At 41.2% G+C, this 17,423-nt stretch carries 18 protein-coding genes, 1 tRNA gene and 2 pseudogenes; 13 read left to right on the top strand and 8 right to left on the bottom strand.

Annotated elements, in window-relative coordinates; translation table 11 throughout:
* Window positions 1-21 precede the first annotated feature (21 nt).
* From FBB35_RS27395 to FBB35_RS27380, 4 genes are all read left to right on the top strand, one after another.
* The gene (locus FBB35_RS27395) at window positions 22-1,077 is read left to right on the top strand and encodes a glutathione S-transferase family protein (protein WP_174712267.1); all 1,056 of its coding nucleotides are present in this window, start codon (window positions 22-24) and stop codon (window positions 1,075-1,077) included.
* Between the two features lie 199 nt (window positions 1,078-1,276).
* Window positions 1,277-2,161, top strand: coding sequence for an aspartoacylase (locus tag FBB35_RS27390; RefSeq protein WP_174712266.1), 885 nt, complete (start codon window positions 1,277-1,279; stop codon window positions 2,159-2,161).
* 222 nt (window positions 2,162-2,383) lie between these two features.
* A complete protein-coding gene (locus FBB35_RS27385; protein WP_174712265.1) occupies window positions 2,384-3,367 on the top strand; it encodes a polysaccharide deacetylase family protein in 984 nt (327 codons plus the stop codon).
* A gap of 161 nt (window positions 3,368-3,528) precedes the next feature.
* On the top strand, window positions 3,529-3,768 hold the full coding sequence (locus FBB35_RS27380; protein WP_174712264.1) for a hypothetical protein: 240 nt from the start codon (window positions 3,529-3,531) through the stop codon (window positions 3,766-3,768).
* 175 nt (window positions 3,769-3,943) lie between these two features.
* Here the strand turns inward: FBB35_RS27380 and FBB35_RS27375 are convergent, their stop codons facing one another.
* The gene (locus FBB35_RS27375; RefSeq protein WP_174712263.1) at window positions 3,944-5,110 is read right to left on the bottom strand and encodes a YafY family protein; all 1,167 of its coding nucleotides are present in this window, start codon (window positions 5,108-5,110) and stop codon (window positions 3,944-3,946) included.
* Window positions 5,111-5,301: 191 nt separating this feature from the next.
* Here FBB35_RS27375 and FBB35_RS27370 point away from each other — a divergent pair, with 191 nt between their 5' ends.
* Together FBB35_RS27370 and FBB35_RS27365 are read left to right on the top strand one after the other, a co-directional pair.
* Entirely contained in the window at window positions 5,302-6,612 is a 1,311-nt protein-coding gene (locus tag FBB35_RS27370; RefSeq protein WP_174712262.1) for a zinc ribbon domain-containing protein, read from the top strand.
* A 2-nt stretch (window positions 6,613-6,614) separates the two neighbouring features.
* Complete coding sequence (locus tag FBB35_RS27365) at window positions 6,615-7,277, top strand: hypothetical protein (protein WP_174712261.1); 663 nt, start codon at window positions 6,615-6,617, stop codon at window positions 7,275-7,277.
* Window positions 7,278-7,291: 14 nt separating this feature from the next.
* Here FBB35_RS27365 and FBB35_RS27360 read toward each other — a convergent pair whose 3' ends face one another.
* Together FBB35_RS27360 and FBB35_RS27355 are read right to left on the bottom strand one after the other, a co-directional pair.
* Window positions 7,292-7,801: a transposase gene (locus FBB35_RS27360; RefSeq protein WP_254625599.1), complete on the bottom strand. Its 510-nt coding sequence runs from the start codon at window positions 7,799-7,801 to the stop codon at window positions 7,292-7,294.
* A 69-nt stretch (window positions 7,802-7,870) separates the two neighbouring features.
* Window positions 7,871-8,146, bottom strand: coding sequence for a transposase (locus FBB35_RS27355; protein ID WP_217481679.1), 276 nt, complete (start codon window positions 8,144-8,146; stop codon window positions 7,871-7,873).
* Window positions 8,147-8,485: 339 nt separating this feature from the next.
* Here FBB35_RS27355 and FBB35_RS27350 point away from each other — a divergent pair.
* The 6 genes and pseudogenes from FBB35_RS27350 (at window position 8,486) to FBB35_RS27325 (ending at window position 13,182) form a co-directional block, all read left to right on the top strand.
* Window positions 8,486-9,347, top strand: a pseudogene (locus FBB35_RS27350) (hypothetical protein).
* 246 nt (window positions 9,348-9,593) lie between these two features.
* A complete protein-coding gene (locus FBB35_RS27345) occupies window positions 9,594-10,280 on the top strand; it encodes a hypothetical protein (protein ID WP_174712260.1) in 687 nt (228 codons plus the stop codon).
* A 45-nt stretch (window positions 10,281-10,325) separates the two neighbouring features.
* Window positions 10,326-10,721: a hypothetical protein gene (locus tag FBB35_RS27340; RefSeq protein ID WP_174712259.1), complete on the top strand. Its 396-nt coding sequence runs from the start codon at window positions 10,326-10,328 to the stop codon at window positions 10,719-10,721.
* Window positions 10,722-10,893: 172 nt separating this feature from the next.
* Window positions 10,894-12,492 (top strand): Hsp70 family protein, encoded by a 1,599-nt coding sequence (locus tag FBB35_RS27335; protein WP_174712258.1) that lies wholly within the window; start codon window positions 10,894-10,896, stop codon window positions 12,490-12,492.
* A 5-nt stretch (window positions 12,493-12,497) separates the two neighbouring features.
* Window positions 12,498-12,797, top strand: a complete 300-nt coding sequence (locus FBB35_RS27330; protein ID WP_174712257.1) for a type II toxin-antitoxin system HigB family toxin — start codon at window positions 12,498-12,500, stop codon at window positions 12,795-12,797.
* Entirely contained in the window at window positions 12,781-13,182 is a 402-nt protein-coding gene (locus tag FBB35_RS27325; RefSeq protein ID WP_174712256.1) for a type II toxin-antitoxin system HigA family antitoxin, read from the top strand. The genes FBB35_RS27330 and FBB35_RS27325 overlap by 17 nt, the downstream gene beginning before the upstream one ends.
* Window positions 13,183-13,237: 55 nt before the next feature.
* Here the strand turns inward: FBB35_RS27325 and FBB35_RS27320 are convergent.
* The 5 genes and pseudogenes from FBB35_RS27320 to FBB35_RS27300 form a co-directional block, all read right to left on the bottom strand.
* A pseudogene (locus tag FBB35_RS27320) lies at window positions 13,238-13,801 on the bottom strand (Uma2 family endonuclease).
* 117 nt (window positions 13,802-13,918) lie between these two features.
* Entirely contained in the window at window positions 13,919-14,506 is a 588-nt protein-coding gene (locus tag FBB35_RS27315) for a L,D-transpeptidase (RefSeq protein WP_174712255.1), read from the bottom strand.
* A 524-nt stretch (window positions 14,507-15,030) separates the two neighbouring features.
* On the bottom strand, window positions 15,031-15,546 hold the full coding sequence (locus FBB35_RS27310; RefSeq protein WP_174712254.1) for a L,D-transpeptidase: 516 nt from the start codon (window positions 15,544-15,546) through the stop codon (window positions 15,031-15,033).
* A gap of 113 nt (window positions 15,547-15,659) precedes the next feature.
* Entirely contained in the window at window positions 15,660-16,292 is a 633-nt protein-coding gene (locus tag FBB35_RS27305) for a bifunctional 4-hydroxy-2-oxoglutarate aldolase/2-dehydro-3-deoxy-phosphogluconate aldolase (RefSeq protein WP_174712253.1), read from the bottom strand.
* Window positions 16,293-16,583: 291 nt separating this feature from the next.
* Window positions 16,584-16,656: transfer RNA gene (locus FBB35_RS27300), tRNA-Val, on the bottom strand.
* 143 nt (window positions 16,657-16,799) lie between these two features.
* On the opposite strand from FBB35_RS27300, the gene FBB35_RS27295 reads away from it, so the two are divergent.
* Window positions 16,800-17,420 (top strand): metal-binding protein, encoded by a 621-nt coding sequence (locus FBB35_RS27295; RefSeq protein ID WP_174712252.1) that lies wholly within the window; start codon window positions 16,800-16,802, stop codon window positions 17,418-17,420.
* Window positions 17,421-17,423: the final 3 nt, after the last annotated feature.

The raw sequence follows: 17,423 nt of genomic DNA, 5'->3' as shown, positions 1-17,423 counted from the left end.
TCCTAAAGCAAGATTGTCACCATGAGCAATTCAACTCCAATGAATGACGAAAAAAATCCTCCCAAGAAAAAGGGTAAGACACTTCCTCCAAAGTTAATCATTTGGCTGGGAAAGTTCGTCTGGACGACTATGTGGCAGATAATGATGTCAAAACTTGCTCCTAGCAATCAGTCGGGAGCATATATTCGTCCTAATAGTCAGTTTCGCAAGTTCATTGGCACAGAAGAAGGAAATCCACACCCACCAGCAGCAGGGCGCTACAAACTCTATGTTGGGCTGGGTTGTCCTTGGGCGCATCGAACCCTGGTTGTGCGATCGCTCAAAAAGCTCGAAGCGGTAATATCAGTATGTATCGTCTCTCCTTCTCCCATTGAAGGCGGTTGGATATTCAACGACGAAGAAGAAGGTTGTCGTACACTAGCTGAATTTTATCAACTGGCAGAACCTGGTTACAGTGGACGCTCAACAGTTCCAATTTTATGGGACAACCAAACAAAAACTATTGTTAATAATGAGAGTTCAGAGATTATCGTCATGTTGAACTCGGAATTTAACGAGTTCGCCAACAATCCCACACTGAATCTTTACCCAGAAGCACACAAAGAGAAAATTGACTGGTGGAATGAGAAAATTTATCACGCGGTAAATAACGGTGTGTATCGCTGCGGTTTTGCCCAAACCCAAGAAGCATACAATCAAGCTTGTAATGAACTGTTTGCGACTCTTGATGAGATTGATATTGCATTGCAAACTAGTCGATATTTGTGTGGAGACAATCTCACGCTTGCAGATGTCCGTTTATTCACAACGTTGTTTAGGTTTGATAGTGCCTACTACGGGTTGTTTAAGTGTAATAGGCAGCGAATTCGAGACTATCACAACTTGGGAGCTTACTTACGCGATTTATATCAGCTTCCTGGTGTAGCTGATACCTGCGATGTCGAGAGTGTGAAGCGGGACTACTACGGGAACCTATTCCCACTCAATCCGGGTGGGATTATTCCTGATGGGCCTGATATGTCTTATCTTTATGAACCATCTGGGCGTGATCGCATCGGCATGCTGAATGCTTCATAATGTACATTGAAAAAGAGGCAAGGGAGCGGGGAGCAGGGGAGCAAGGGGGTAGGGGAGAGAAACAAAGAAGTGTATTTCGAGCTATTTTAGTAGTAAAAATTACTAAATATTTATCTTTGCTCCCTCATCTTCCCCTGCTCCCTGCTCCCTTCCCCCTGCCTCTTGATTGAGAGGCTGCACGTCTGGAGTTGGTGTAATTGTGAACCAGATTAATCGAGTTGCAATTGTTGGTGGAACTCATGGCAATGAGTTTACTGGGGCCTATTTAATCCAAAAATTTGCTCAATTTCCCGACTTGATTACTAGACAAAGTTTTGAGACAGTTACTTTGCTAGCAAATCCTAACGCTTTTGCCGCAGGTAGGCGATATTTAGAGAAGGATTTAAATCGCTGTTTTCTTCAGCAAGATTTACAAGATCCAACTCTTAACAGTTATGAAGAATTGCAAGCTAAATCAATTCATGACACTCTAGGATCAAACAGAAATAAACAAGCAGATTTTATCTTAGACTTGCACAGCACTACTTCTAATATGGGTCTGACAATTATTTTGGTAAACAGTCATCCCTTAAACTTGCAATTGGCTGCTTATCTCAGTCAGATTAGCCCTTTGGTGAGGATTTATCGCTGTTCTTTTAAATCAATTACAGAAAATCAATTTGTAAATTCCCTGTGCGAATTAGGCTTTGCATTCGAGGTTGGTCCTATTGCCCAAGGTATCTTAAAAGCGACGTTGTTCCAACAAACAGAAGAACTTGTTTATGCGGTTCTCAACTATCTAGAACGGTTCAATCAAGGTAAAATTGCATCAACTAATGAAACATTGATTCTCTATGATCATTTATCAGTTGTGGACTATCCAAAACAACAGGATGGTAAAATCTTTGCGATGATTCATCCAGAGCTTCAGGACAAAGATTACCAAGCTTTGAACCCAGGAGACCCAATGTTTATAAATTTTGATAATAAAACAATTGTTTATAAGGGTGCATCTACTGTTTGGCCGATTTTTATTAATGAGGCAGCTTACTACGAAAAGGGAATTGCAATGTGTTTGACTCAAAAGCAGCAAATCAATATTTAGGATGTTGAAAATTTTTTGTATAATCGCTTTTTATTGAAACTAATGATATAAATTGAGCATTATAATCTAGAAAATCTGCTAATCTAATTTATAATCTCTGTAGCTGGTGCGATGTCTAATAGCGCGTTGTAGCTATTTCTAAGGAATAAAGTTGCAGGTTATTCAATCTGTTTTCCTAAAACTTAATTTACGCTTAAAATTATCCAAATACTTAAACTCATAATGAAAACGAAGCGACGAGGAAACAAACCAATAGCCAGTCTTTCTTTAGACTTGGATAATGTTTGGTCTTTTCTAAAAAATCAGGGCGCTCCTGGTTGGGAGACTTTTCCCTCTTACTTAGATATTGCAGTCCCTCGTTTCTTAGATATTTTTCAGCAGTGGGATGTGACAATCACAGTCTTCATTGTGGGTCAGGATGCCGCCCTGGAAAAGAACACTAAGGCATTACAAGCGATCGCTAACGCTGGTCACGAAATAGGCAATCATTCATTCTACCACGATCCTTGGCTACACCTATATTCAGAAGATGAAATTGAACAAGAAGTGGCGTTGGCCGAACAACATATCAAGCGCGTTACCCATCAACATCCTATCGGCTTTCGGGGGCCTGGATACAGTTTTTCGCCTGCGGTATTGAAAGTCTTAGCCAGACGGGGATACGAATATGATGCTTCAACTTTTCCCACATTTTTGGGGCCTCTAGCACGAGCCTATTATTTAATGACTTGTAAACTAAGCAAGGAAGAACGCAAGAAACGTGAAGCCTTGTTTGGCGGTTTAAAAGACGGTTTGCAGCCTTTAAAACCTTTCCAGTGGAAGATGGGCAAGGATAAATTGACTGAAATTCCTGTCACCACAATGCCAATTTTCAAGGTGCCAATTCACTTCAGTTACATAATGTATATCAGTACATTTTCTTCGGAAGCCGCGTTACTATACCTCAGAATTGCTTTATGGCTGTGTAAACTTACACGTGTCCAGCCTTCTTTGTTATTCCATCCTACAGACTTTGTAAGTCAAGAAGATGTGCCAGAGTTATCATTCTTCCCTGGAATGAGTCTCCCCACCTACAAGAAGTTGGCAATAGTGAATAAAAGTTTGGAAATTATATCCAGTCAGTTCAATGTTGTGACTGTTGGTCAACATGCCAAATCCGTAGCTGATGCCCATAAAATACCAGTATTAGTGCCTCAGAAGAGGTAAAAATATAATTTATGCGATTGATTTAGTTCAATTTGTATCCTTAATAAAGGTAAAATCAACTTTGACCTGTTTCGATTTTGAAACCAGCTGACATTTGCTAGCAAGAATGTGTAAAGTAATTGAAAGTAAATTACTATCTCTAATCTTTAGCACATCTATCTATGGTTAGAAAAACTCAACGCCTTTTGCTGCTAGTTGTTTCGTGTAGTATAACTGGTGTAATTTTGGGAGGTACTGCTGCTTGGGCAGAAAGTAATCTCTGCTTGGAAGACAGTAAGGTTACAAGTGACTGTCTAATTCAAGATCCCATCCAAAAAACTATCCAAGGAATGAGTACCGGATTGTTAGCTGGGGCTGGGGCCGCTTGCGGTGCAGCATGGCAGTTACGGCATGAAGATTGAGCATAAACTACCCACCACTAACCCAATACTACGAGTTAGTGGTAGGTAGTTTACTAATTGAGAGGATCAGTCTTTTTTTGACGGATAAAATTATAGCGAATTCGGAAGAGGGTTGTATTACAAAAACTGGGCACGGAAAAATTTATGTTAAAGTTGGATGGTCAATCATCCCGATCTATATAGCTTTGGAAGAATACCGATCTATTAATGCACGGGCAAATTTCTGGTGTTGTTCAGCTAGATATTGAGGAGAGATGAACTGAGCATTGCCCATGAAGCGGTACACCCAGCGACAAAACTCCTCCAGCGATCGCTCAGGCAATTTAACAATGTAATCTACGTAAGCAGGTTTACCATTTTTTTCCTTAGGTCCTGGTTTGATTTCTTGGTGAAGATGTCGCTTTTCTCCCTCCTGTATAAATTCCATAACTTCAGGGAAAAATCGAACTTTCACTTCTACAAGCTCCAGTTCTCCACGGATCTCCTTTTGTTGCTCTTCTCTTAAACCCAACTTCAAGCCACAACCTGCCTTTAAGAGCTGATGAGCGATATGTAAGCTTTTCCATTGGCTATCTAAGCCGCGGCCTTTGCTATCCAGAACATTGAAGTGATCGCTAAAGCGATCAATACGTGACACTACGAGATGACCGTTGTTATAGTCTTCCAGCAACAAATACCAAGCAATGTCTGCATAAATCAATTGTAAAGGATAAACTTGCTCATATCTAGTTTTGTTGGGATTGTACGGATTACGACAGCGATAAAGCTCAACTGCTTGTCCTTTAATAATTGCTGCTTCAAGTATATTTAGTTTTTCAAATAACGTGCCTCGGCTTTGATATTTGCCCTTGGCCATCATTTCCACCGGATCGGTGTAGACAATAACTCGGTCTAATTGGGTTCTCACCGGATAAAGCATCTCATCTTTCAGGTTTAACCCTCCTAATCGCCGCATTAGTCTTTCATAGATCCGGTTAATTTGAGGGTCTTCCTGATATCTTGCCTGAGAGTGTAGGGCATTGAGCGCAACTTGTAACTCCTCCTGATTCATTAAACCTCTACCAACATAGTAACCCCATCGATAAGGTCGCCTATCCAAAAGTCCATAGCGACGAAGAGTCTTCAAATCTTTTTGGATGGTATAACGCGAATATGGCGATAGCTTTACATTTAATTCGCTTGCTACTTTTTGTAGGTACAATTGTACTAATTGTAATGTATCATGATTATTAGAGTCAGATTGCATAGGATCAATACAACCAACTCCTGGGTATCGGACAAAGGTTGCAATTAATAGTAAAAGTCGCTCGAAGGCAGGAAGAGCAGCATAAGAATGCGCCATAAACTATATTTCACCCTGAAAAGTCAATAATATAAAAGTATTGACCTGTAATTTCTAAAAAGTTTAAAACTTTTGCTAAGTATAGTTCCTAAAGATTTCATTTTATAGCCTCTAATACTGCCAAATAGTCGCGCTCTATCTGAACCTCTTTGTAAAATGCAGTTCAAATAGAGTTTTGGAGACTTAAAAATATGCAAACATGCCCCTCCTGCCAACATCCCTTGTCTAGCAATGGATTCTACTGTTCTAACTGTCCTCAACAGATTCGGTGTAAAAACAAAGACTGCTATGAAATACTTCTTCCCGGTGCAAAAGGATGTGTAATGTGTGGAACCCCAATAGGTGAAGGGCATAACGGATCAGCATCCAGTAATAATGGTCTTCTACCTGCCGTAATGAATACATTAAAATTTGTTGAAACCAGCAAAGGCTACTCACGAGAGATTGAGGCATCTCTGAGCAACGAAGTAGGTATTAGCTGGGGTGGTGCCGCGATCACCGCGATCGTTGGTGGACAAATGACACCTGGAAAACCACCTAATAGTCGTTCTGTGATTCGTGATTTAAGTAATGCCGAACCTCAACAACTTTCCTTGTTCAACGACGAATCCGGCGACGAGAACAATAAATCTACAATTGATACAGTTGCTCAACTTCCTGCTGCTCATGGAATTGACGCTGACAAGTTAAAACATATTTTCCGGCACAATGGAGAACAGCTACAGCTAATGGAAACGCGGCTCAAAGCTGGAAACAGATTAGATGCGGGACGTAGGCTGACATATTTGGTTCTCCTGTACTCATTGGATGTCGATGGACGAGAGGAAATTCCTCGTAATGAGTTAAATGACATTCTTAAAAGAGTTGGGTTGTATGACAACAATGCCATCGCATGGATTGGCAGAAGTGCTGACTTGATTGTTGAGAGAGATATGGTTGGGCTACGACTGTCGGGACAAGAGCAAGCGCGAAAAGTTCTCGCAGAGGTACTTGATGACAAGATAACGGGCAAGTGGAATTTAACTACAGGTGCAACTTCACGAGGCTCCAAGTCTAGTGCGAAAAGTGAGGAGGATTCAGAAAATTCCACAAAGACTAGCAAACGCAAGAATAATGTATTTTCCAAAGAAGTGGAGTCTTGGGTAGCTAACTGGAAACCACTCGCCTCTAATATTGATTTTCATGCAGCCATTAAAGATTGCACAGTCATTCAGAAGGGATTGTTTGGCCTGTGGGCAATTGGTAAAGCAATAAGCAACCCTGAAATAGTGGTTTCAAGCTACAAGCTAAAACAGTTTCTGTATTTGGGATTTGGTATCAAGATAGATGAGCGTCATTTAGAACGCACTTTACAAGCAGCTTCAGGACAAGGAAGTTTGATTAAAGTGCAAAGTGGCTTCCAATTACTATCTCCAGGTTTGGCTGAGGTTGAACGATTGACAGGCTTTATACAAAGTAACGCATCCACCGATGAATCTTCTGAAAATTCTGGTGAGGTGTAACTATGAGAAGGACATCTGAGCAACTAATTCAGGAACTTTCGACAATTATTGACTCTCACTTTGCCCATGCAGTGGTTGAATGCTACGTCGAAATGCAGCAACGATTTCTAGCTGGTGACTGGCAACCAACAGAACTAGACGGTGGGCGGTTTTGTGAAGCGATTTCGCGTTGCTTGCTTCAAATGGATACCGGAAAGATTGATCATCGAAAATTGCCTGGTAAGGTTCGTGAAGATTTATTGAACAAAAATATTCCCCATCAACTTGGCTCGAAGGATCGTTATCATTTGGCTAAAGTGATTGAGGTTGTATATGGGTTTCGCTCTGATCGCGGTGCTGTTCACATATCAACCGAGTACACCGCAAATTATATCGATTCAATGCTAGTGCTTCATGCAAGCAAATGGATTTTTGCAGAATTTCTCCGCCTAGTTTGGAATCGAGATCGAAAGATTGTTGCAGAAACTATTGCCCAAATTGTTCAACTAGAACATTCAGTAATTCATGAATTAGACGGAAAACCTCTAGTTCTGGCAAGAGATATTTATGCAACGGATGAAGTTCTGTTGCTGTTGTATCATGCCGCCAATAATCGCTTGAGTCGGGCTGAACTACGTGAACATGCTGTCAGCCAGAACCCTCAAAACGTTAATGTTGCTATATAGAACCCATTTGACATCTAAGAAGAGGCTGCAAGCCTCTGAAGCATTAGCCGAATGAAACAAAGATTAACCTTGGCAGTTGCATTATCTAGAGTTCTCTCAAAGTTCTTAACGAGAATTTTGCATCTCTCAATCCAAGCATTTGACCGTTCAATTACCCACCTCGCGGCAACCGGAACAAACCCAGATTTCCCTAATTCTTTGTTTTGTTGTTTTGATGGTTTTGCCGAAAGTTCAAACCTGATTTTCGTCATCATTTGGGGATAAACTTTTTCTAGCTCCTCCCTCAAATACTCAGGGTGATAACCGTGGTCTAGCAGAATGGTGATTTTGGGAATATTGACGGGTTTTGACTGGAAATAATCAATGTTTTTAGTCAACATCTCAATCAAACCCCTATCATCAGATACATTTGCTTTAGTGCAATGAGTAAAGAAGGGAAACCCCAGGGTATCAACGGCTAGATGTCTTTTAATGCCATTTGTCGAGAAAGTAGAAACAATACCCTTTCGATGTAATACTCGCATTACAGGTGTTTTTCACCGCTTGAGAGTCGATAATTATCAGCGTCGTCCACTTAGCTTTTTTTTACCTGTTCACGCACTCGTCCATGTAAAACTCTCATCAATTCTTCTATCACTCCTTTTGGCCCCGCCACTGCTTGTAATGCCAATATACAGTCGAGTAGGGGGCAAGTCCTTGGGTAAGTCTTCCCAATTGCAGCCATTCTTTAGTTGATAGAAGATGCCATCTAAGAGTTCTCTTTTTGTCCAGTTGGCGGGTCTAGTCTGTTTCTTAGCAGGCAATATAGTCGGCAGTAGGGGTTCGAGAATTTCCCATTCTTCGTCTGTTAGGCTGCTAGAGTACGGCATGGCTGCTGGATATGGCTTTTGCCGTCACTCTACTTCAATACAGTAAAAGATGTCAAATGGGTTCTATATAGGCTAATCAAAAGTAAGGATATTCGACCTGTTGCAGAGGATGAAGTTGCTCTCACTCCTAATGGCCAAAAACGAATCCTTGAGCAGGTATTGCCTAAGCTCGTTCCCCAAAAATAGAATTCCTAGTTCAATTGCAGGGTAAGCATTTATCAAATCCCGTCTAAATATGGCGAAGATCTGGACTTTGGACTAAAAGGCTAGAGGAAAGCAGTCAGCAGTAACACTGACTGCCGTAAAGTCAATGAAAGTAATCGATAAATCATTGACGTGATGATCCTGACACAACTAGAAAAATTCCGCCAAGCTATCTACGATAGTTTGGGGAAGGTCAAAGATGCAGTATTTGAATTGATGAATGCAGTATTGACAAGTCCAAGTATCCGATCATTTGTCAGCTTGTCTCAAAGCCCAGTATTTCGACGGCAATGGTCGAGCATTTATGCAGCACTGCATGATAGTCGTCCACCCAGAAGGAAACTGATGAAACTGATGGTGAAGCAGGTAGCGACAGAAGAGCAGCCATTTCTAGCAGGAGATCATAGCTTTTGGTCACGACCAGAAATGCGCTGGAGTGGGTTTCATTTTCTTCAATCCCCAAACCGGGCAATGGAAATCATTCGCGTCAAGGTGATCCAACCAGTTGGACGCAATCGTAAGTTCCAACCCTTATGGCTCGCTTGGTTGGGTCAGACAATGCCTCTATTAGAGGATCTCTGGCAAAAATACCTACGCCGCTTTGCTCGCTTTGCATTGGTATCGATTTGCCAAACAGAGGCTATATTGGACACAGCCTCAATTGAGTTCTACTCGGGCGGCAGAGCGATGGAGTGACCTGATGCCCCTGCTAACTTGGCAACTCTGGTTCGCAAGAGTTGCCTGTATTGATTCCCTCTTGCCCTGGCAATCGACTCAGGATAAACTGTCTCCAGGACGTGTAGCACAAGCTTTTCCTCTAATTTTAGCCAGTATTGGCACTCCTGCTCAACCCCCGAAAACTCGCGGTAAATCACCTGGGCGTGCCCAAGGGCATCAGCCTCCTCAACGTCCTCGTTATTCCACTGTCAAAAAACACGCATCTAAAAAACCTAAAACCGAAGAATCACTTAAGAATGCTGATCTAACTGCTGCTTAGTTTCTGCTTCTTTTTTAACGATTCCACTTAACTCAGCCTCTAAAAGAAGTTAGGTCACTTTCTCTTGCCTTCTATATCATTATCATTGCTGCTAAATGCCAATTAGTCCAAACTCAAGGAAGATAGCAGATTACTCAACAAAGTGAAGATTTTTTACAGCAGTTCAGAGTAAATACGGCTTCTATTGAGCTTTCAGTTACTCTATGTTTAAAGATAAATAGCTATTTTACAAGCGATCGCACAATCATGGACGACAGCAAGGCATTGTTTGACTACTGGCATGACCGAGTTCGGCTGAAAAACTCTGAGTTAATTGCGGCTCCTGGACACGTCAAAACCCAGGATCTACGGCATGATTGTACCAACTACGATGATCTTTGGCGTAGCCCTGAAGTTCAACAACTGGATGAACCAGAGCGTAGCAGAGTTATTGCTGTTATTAAGTATGAATGTACAGCTAAAGTTCTACAGAATCGGGCTGGTCGTCTCCGCGAGCGCGCTAATGAGCTTGAAGCAGCTTGTAATGAACAAGATCAACAAAACTCCAAGCTCTTGGGTCTGCTCAAAGCATTACAAGAGAAACTGTTTGGCAAAGACAAAGAAATTAAGAGATTAGAAGCACGAATTGCCTCGTTAAAAGCTGAAAATGAAGCTTTCCAATCTGAAGCTGAAAAGAGTAAAGCTCAGGTGGAATTGGTTAAAGAACTGGAGCAGCTTAAAAAGAAATACAATGAAGTTGAGAAGCGAAGACAGGAATTAGCTCAAAATAATAAGAGTTTAGGTGGAAGAGTTGCCCATACCAAACGGTATAAGCAGCAAAGAGATGAAGCAAGAGCTTTCATTGAACAGCAAAAACAGCAAATTGCTACATTAGTTCAAGAGAGTCAGCGTCTTCGTGAAGAGAATGAAAGGCTTTATCAGAAATTAAAATAAGTAGATCGATAAAATGCTCTAAATTGGGGATGCTCGACAGTAATTATGAAACTTCAAGAGCTAAAAGCTAAAGTCTACGAGTTAGCTGGAGTAAACAATACCAAACAACTCAAGGCAAAAATCCAGGAGATTAAGACGTTAGATATGCGTCTTAAAATCTCCTGGGAAAAAACTCTTGCTATTCTTCAAAAACCGCAAAGTGAGTTTGACGAGTGGTTGGAAAATCCGCCTGAAGAATACAAAGATATTTTTTCTGAAATTACAGAAGCCTCGCAAAAATACGATCACAAATCAGCGCAGACAAAACAGTTAGTACGAGAGGTATCGTCAATAGCGAATAATCTTGAAGAACTAGCAGAGGAATGCCAAGACGAAGCTGATAAAATTAAGCAAGAAATTGAAATAACTAGACGAATTTCCAAACAAGCCAGACTGAACTAGTTTTGACATCAGAGAACAGATAAAAACTAGCTGCACCATAACAAAAGCATTAGTTAATAGACTACTCTGTAGAAAAATTGCGTTTGGCGCATTTGCATTATTGATGGCTTATGGAGAATAATCACAGATAAAGCAGCTTTAGCCTCTTTGTGCGAGATAATAAATATAAAATATGGCGATCGCAATCGATTTTGGTACTAGCAACACAGTCATTGCTCGTTGGAACCCCGTAACCCAGCAGCCAGAAACCCTGACTCTACCAGGTTTATCAATCAAACAAAGTCTCAATCCACCACTGATTCCCAGCTTGGTTTATGTTGAAGACGCAACCCAAAATAAAGTCTTAGTCGGTCAACAAGTACGCGATCGCGGTTTTGACCTCAAAGGCGAAACGCGATTTTTCCGCAGCTTCAAGCGGGGTATTGGTGCAGATATCCAAGGTTTCTTACCCGAATTAGATGGGCAAATTGTCACTTTTGAGCAAGTAGGGCAATGGTTCCTTACCAAAGTAATTGAAGAACTAGCGCCTCTGGAAGGTGGGTTAGATTCTCTCGTGTTAACCGTACCTGTGGACAGCTTTGAAGCCTATCGTCACTGGTTGGGAAACGTTTGCCAATCCCTTCCCGTCGAACAGGTGCGGATGCTGGATGAACCCACAGCCGCAGCCTTGGGTTATGGTTTAGCAGATCAAGAAATTCTCTTGGTAATTGACTTCGGCGGCGGTACTTTAGATTTGTCCCTTATCCGGTTGGATCAAGGCGTGCAAGCAACTACAAAGCCGTTGGGATTTCTCCTCAAGTGGGGTAATAAGTCTCTAGCTGAAGATTCAAAACAAAAAGTTAAAACTGCCCGTGTCCTGGCGAAAGCTGGGCAAAACCTAGGCGGTACTGATATTGATAATTGGTTAGTAGATTACTTTGCCAAAACTCAAGAGTTGGCGGTAAGTCCCTTGACAACACGATTGGCAGAACGAGTAAAAATTCAGCTATCAACCCAAAACCAGGCTAGTGAAGTTTATTTTGATGATGAAACATTTGAAAGTTATGAATTGGAATTAAACCGCGACATTTTTGATAATATCCTCAAAGAACACGCATTTTTTGAGTTATTGGATGAATCGATGACGACACTGTTGCAGCAAGCAAAACGCCAAGGGATAGAACTTCCTGATATTAATGCCGTTTTGTTAGTTGGTGGAACAGTGCAATTACCAGCAGTGCAGACATGGATAAAACAGTATTTTGAGCCAGAAAAAATCCGTTGCGAACGTCCATTTGAAGCGATCGCTCAAGGTGCATTACAGTTAGCTCAAGGGATACAAATCAAAGACTTTCTGTATCATAGTTATGGTATTCGCTACTGGGATCGCCGCAATCAACGCCACAAATGGCATTCTCTAATTAAAGCTGGACAGGCATATCCAATGAGTCAGCCAGTGGAATTAGTTCTAGGTGCTTCTTTGGAAAATCAGCTTAGTATTGAACTAATTATGGGAGAATTGGGAGCAGATACAGGTAATACCGAAGTTTATTTTGATGGCGATCGCTTAATTACTCGCCGTCTGGATAATAATGAAACCAGCGTCAAGCCTCTCAACGATCAAGAAGGCGCAAGAACAATTGCTCAACTGAAACCAGCAGGATATCCTGGAAGCGATCGCATCAAAATTCTCTTTCAAGTTGATGAACAACGCTTTTTGCGAATCACCGTTGAAGACTTGTTAACGAATGACACGCTTTTGGAAAATCAACTTGTGGCACAGTTGAGTTAGATATAATGCACATCATCAGTCGTAAAAAGCTGCGAGAATTTTGCCAAAATTATGCTGATTCCTGTGATGCACTTAAAAACTGGTATAAGACTGCCAATAAAGCTACATGGAATAATCTTGCCCAAGTGCAAGCAGTTTATCCTCAAGCAGAAGCTGTTGGGAATTTTACTGTTTTTAATATCAAAGGTAACAAATATCGTCTGATAGTTGATTTGGTTTATAGTGACCAAATAATTTATCTTAAATACATTTTGACGCACGCAGAATACGATAAGGATAACTGGAAAAATGACCCTTACTTTTAACCGTGAAACTTATGCTAGTTTGCTTGCTAAATATCAACCCAAGGTTATTAAAACAGATGAGGAAAATGAGCAAGTTATTACACTAGCTGAGGAACTATCTCATCGAGTTAACCGAACTTTAGAAGAATCGGCATTATTAGACCTGTTGATCACTCTAATAGAAAAATATGAGGATGAACATTATCCAATAGGAGAATCAACGGCGCACTCTATGTTCCTCCATCTAATCGAAGCTCAGAGTGTTAAAGAAGCTGAGTTAGTAGAAATTCTTGGTTCAAGAGAGGTTGTTTCTCAAGTTATGAGTGGAAAACAAGAAATTACCCAGGAGATGGCTAAGGTGTTAGGGAGCTTTTTTCACGTTGATACTAGTTTGTTTGAGAATTAAGCGATGTCTACAATGGGCTAAGTCTACGCAACTTCTGATTGCAGTCTAGTTATTTTTAACCACCCATATTTAACCATCCAAAAACTTGATTGACGGTTCGTGCAAGTTCAATTTCTGGTAATACAGGCAAAAAATCTTCTCCCTGGAGTAATACTGGTTGTTGGCCCGAACGGAAAACCAAAATTGAGCGATCTGTTGGATCAATTAACCACCCTAATCGTCAACCATGTTGTAAGCAGTAAAGAATGTTGCCAATTACTCGGTTTGAACTCTGTTCTGGAGAGAGTATTTCAATTGTCCAATCTGGCCACAACAAAAAATCGTTGGGAACTTCCCCATCAACATCAAATGGAATTCGTGACCAGTTAAAAACCGCTACATCAGGGACAATTGAGCGGATATCAAAGCTACAGCGCAACTCTGGAAATGCATAAGCAATTTTTTGGCTTTCTGCTACTTCGTTAATAGTATTGCAGAGTCTTAGCTGCAATCGACTATGCTTCCCTTTCGGCATTGGCTTAGGAATAATCTCACCGTTAATATATTCACTTGCAGGCTTTGTTTCTGGGAGCTTCAGAAACTCATCCAGGGTAAGCAGTTTAGTAGTTGGGTAGCTCATAGCTCCTAAATACTTCGAAGATGTGTTCTTAGTTTAGCAATATGTATAGACAGGTGCTTAACTCGTGAACGCACCCGTCCATATATCAAAGGCAGAATTGCAACTCTTAATTACGAATTATTTATGCACCACTACTAAAGTCCCATAGCTAGCCCAGTTGTAAACATTGCGTGCTTGCTTAACAGGTAAATTTACGCAACCGTGGCTGACTGGAGTGCCAAAACGATTATGCCAGTAAGCACCGTGGATGGCGTAGCCTCTGTAAAAATACATTGTGTAAGGAACATCAGGAATATTGTAGCCCCTGCCTCGCATCCGATGAGTGCGATACTTAGAATTAATCCGAAATCTACCTATGGGTGTGGGAGTTGATCGCTTCCCTCCAGAAATACGGTATGAATAAACAAGTTTTTTGCCTTCCCATGCACGTAACCGTTGTTCTGACAGGTCAATTTCAATCAAGCGAGGTTGGGATGTTTGGCTGATATTAGACTCAGTGATGCCATTTTCATCTACTGACGCAGCGATCACTGTAGTAGAATGGCGATGCCTACAGCAACCCGTTCGCGCAGCGTCTCCGACAGGAGAAGCGGGAACGCCTGCTAACGGTGCTGACCAAGAAAATAAAGCCACCACCATCAACGCCACGCCTGTACAAAAAGTTTTGGAAGAACGAATCCCACCACTACGAATCCAGGATTGCATTATGCCTTACCTTCTAAAGTACGCAAAAATCATGAAGTGAAGTAATTTTCTGGAAACTACAAATTTCCAGGGTGATTACTAATTTGCTGTGAAGGATTTACGCAATTCATCCGTTAATGCTTTTCCAAACCAGTCCTAAACTAATCCGCATCTAATTAGTCATTTGTCATTCATTAATGACTAATAACAACTTTTACAAAAAAAATCTGTAATTTAAATGCGTCAATGCAAATTTTCCCGGAATTAATATTTGCATTTGTAGTTTCACACAGTAATTGTCAGGATTTACGCTTATTTCTTTGGGGCAAACTGGATAATACCAAATTTAGGAAAGGAATTTTAATCCTAAATACCAAATCTAAAATCCAAAATTTGTCTGAATCCTCTTTTATATATTTTATTTCAAGTTCAGTAATTCAGACTCCGAAGATTCCCAGCATAAAATCTTGCTGGGAATTACTTAATTGTCTTGATTTTTTGTTATTTATGATTTTACCTAAATTGCCTTCTGACTGCTTCACCTACTATTTCTGGATGACTATCGGTGTCCCTACTGATGCCCACTGAAATAGCCATTTTGCATGTTTGGGTGCGATATTCACACAGCCGTGGCTTACTGGAGTGCCAAATCTCTTATGCCAATAAGCTCCGTGAATAGCATAATTACCTTCGTAAAACATCGCATAAGGAACGTTGGGAACATTATAGTTTTCTCCCTGCATTCGCGTAGTTTTGAATTTAGATTGAACCTTAAAAGTACCAACAAGAGTGGGAGTAGCTTTTTTACCAGAGGAAATAGCACTTCCATAAACTACTCTGTCACCTTCCCAAGCTATTAATCGTTGCTTTGAAAGGTCAATTTGAATCCAGCGCTGCTCTGATTGTTGTAATGTCTGGATTTTTTGAGCAATTACTTGATCTTTGGAATTTGCCCAAACTTCACTCGTTCCAGTAGTAGTAAAAACACTTAAAGACAGTACTGTACCAGTAAGGAGTATTTTTAAGCGATGCACCCAGTCGGGATAAATCAGTTTTTTCATTTTAGATACACTCACACTCAAATCATGAAGTCTTGAGAAACTTATTAGGTTTCACTTTTATTTCCCTATCTATTACTTTAATAGACGTGAATTTTTGATGATTTGATTCTAATTTAACCTAACTGTTGTGTAAGGTTTTTTGCCCTAGATGCGATCGCTTGCCAATTTCCTTCTGTGACAAGCTTTTTGGGAAATAATTCACCGCTCAAACCGACAGCGATCGCTCCGGCTTGCAAAAATTCTTTAGCATTTTCCAGAGTGACACCGCCTGTAGGAATTAAGGGAATCTGACTTAGTGGCCCTTGCAAACTTTTAATATAATCAGCCCCTCCCACTGCTTGTACGGGAAACACTTTTACACAACTAGCGCCCTGAGTCCAAGCGGTAACAATTTCTGTAGGAGTCAACGCTCCTGGGATGATAGGTATATCTTTTTCTTGTGCTGCTTGAATCATTGCTGAGTCAACGTGGGGTGTGAAGAGGAATTGCGCCCCAGATGCGATCGCTTCTTGTAGCTGTTGCACATTGAATAACGTACCAGTGCCAATAGTACAAGCTGGTAATTTTGAGCGTAGTTGACTGATTAATTCTCCAGCGCGATCGCTATTCCAGGTAATCTCAATCAGCTGCATTCCCCCAGATGCTACAGCCATCGCCATTTCCTCTCCCACTTCGATTTTAGGAGCGCGGATGACTGCGATCGCACGATGTTTTTGCAATTGTGATAACCAAATTTCATTAGGCATTTTGACTGGGAATTAGGGATTTAAGAACATTCCAGTAAGGTGTTTTAGCGCAACAGCGTAACGCACCTGTTATCTGTAGGCTTAACCCCGTAACTACTGGATAATTTATTTTCTGGAAGTCCCGAATTCCCATGATTCCCATACAGACCTAACCCTATCTGCAAGAGCAAGTACTCTCTATTCTGAAGATATGCAAGATGGGTTAATAATAGCTAGCTAATTAAGAATTGTGAATCGTTTAAAAAAGGCTAGAAACTGCATCTAAGCTGTCTCTAGCCTTAATTTAATTAATGGGCAGTACCAGACTCGAACTGATGACATCCTGCTTGTAAGGCAGGCGCTCTACCAACTGAGCTAACCGCCCTTTTGACCAATCCTTAACTAATATAGCAGAAGATTTTGCATTGCGCTAGTAGTTTTGGGAAAATCTTTTTTTCTCTTATACTGGCTCAGTATTAAGTTACTCAGCACGGGCTCAACGCCCCGCTATCGCTAACAGGATTTAGGATGCCCTCTGGTCGGACGCACGATCGCATTACTATGTATGCTCTGCCGTTGGTGGCGGGCATTACTTTCTGGCAGACTCGCAGTAGCAATGCGACTTTGTTGGTTGCAGGCGGGTTTCTATTTGGAGGGCTGATGTTTGGCCCTGATTTAGATATTTACTCTGTGCAATTTCAACGCTGGGGTTTCTTGCGCTGGATTTGGCTACCTTATCAAAAAAGTCTGCGGCATCGTTCTTTTTTATCCCACGGGCCAATTATTGGCACGATTCTGCGGATACTTTATCTAGGGTGTTTGCTAGCTATCTTGGCAATTTTGGTTTTGGCAATTGCCGAAAGATTATGGAATCTGAGTTTTACTTGGCAAGATTTGGGTGGAACTTTGGGGCGATCGCTCCTGCAATATGATACTGAATATATCGCCCTGTTTTTAGGATTGGAACTTGGTGCGATGAGCCATTCTCTCAGCGATTGGAGTGGTTCGGCATATAAGCGCGTGCGAAAGCAGGGGGTTCGGGGGTTGCTTCCTAGTGGCAAAATGAAGAAGCGGAAAGTTACAAGTCGCGGTACTCGTCGAGCTACAGTTACCAGAAAGAGCAACGGCAGAACGACAAAGGACAAATGACAA

It is taken from the genome of Nostoc sp. TCL240-02 (assembly GCF_013343235.1).
Taxonomy (GTDB): domain Bacteria; phylum Cyanobacteriota; class Cyanobacteriia; order Cyanobacteriales; family Nostocaceae; genus Nostoc.
The sequence above is the reverse complement of the archived record's forward strand: the minus strand, read 5'-3'. Positions and strand labels throughout refer to the sequence as shown.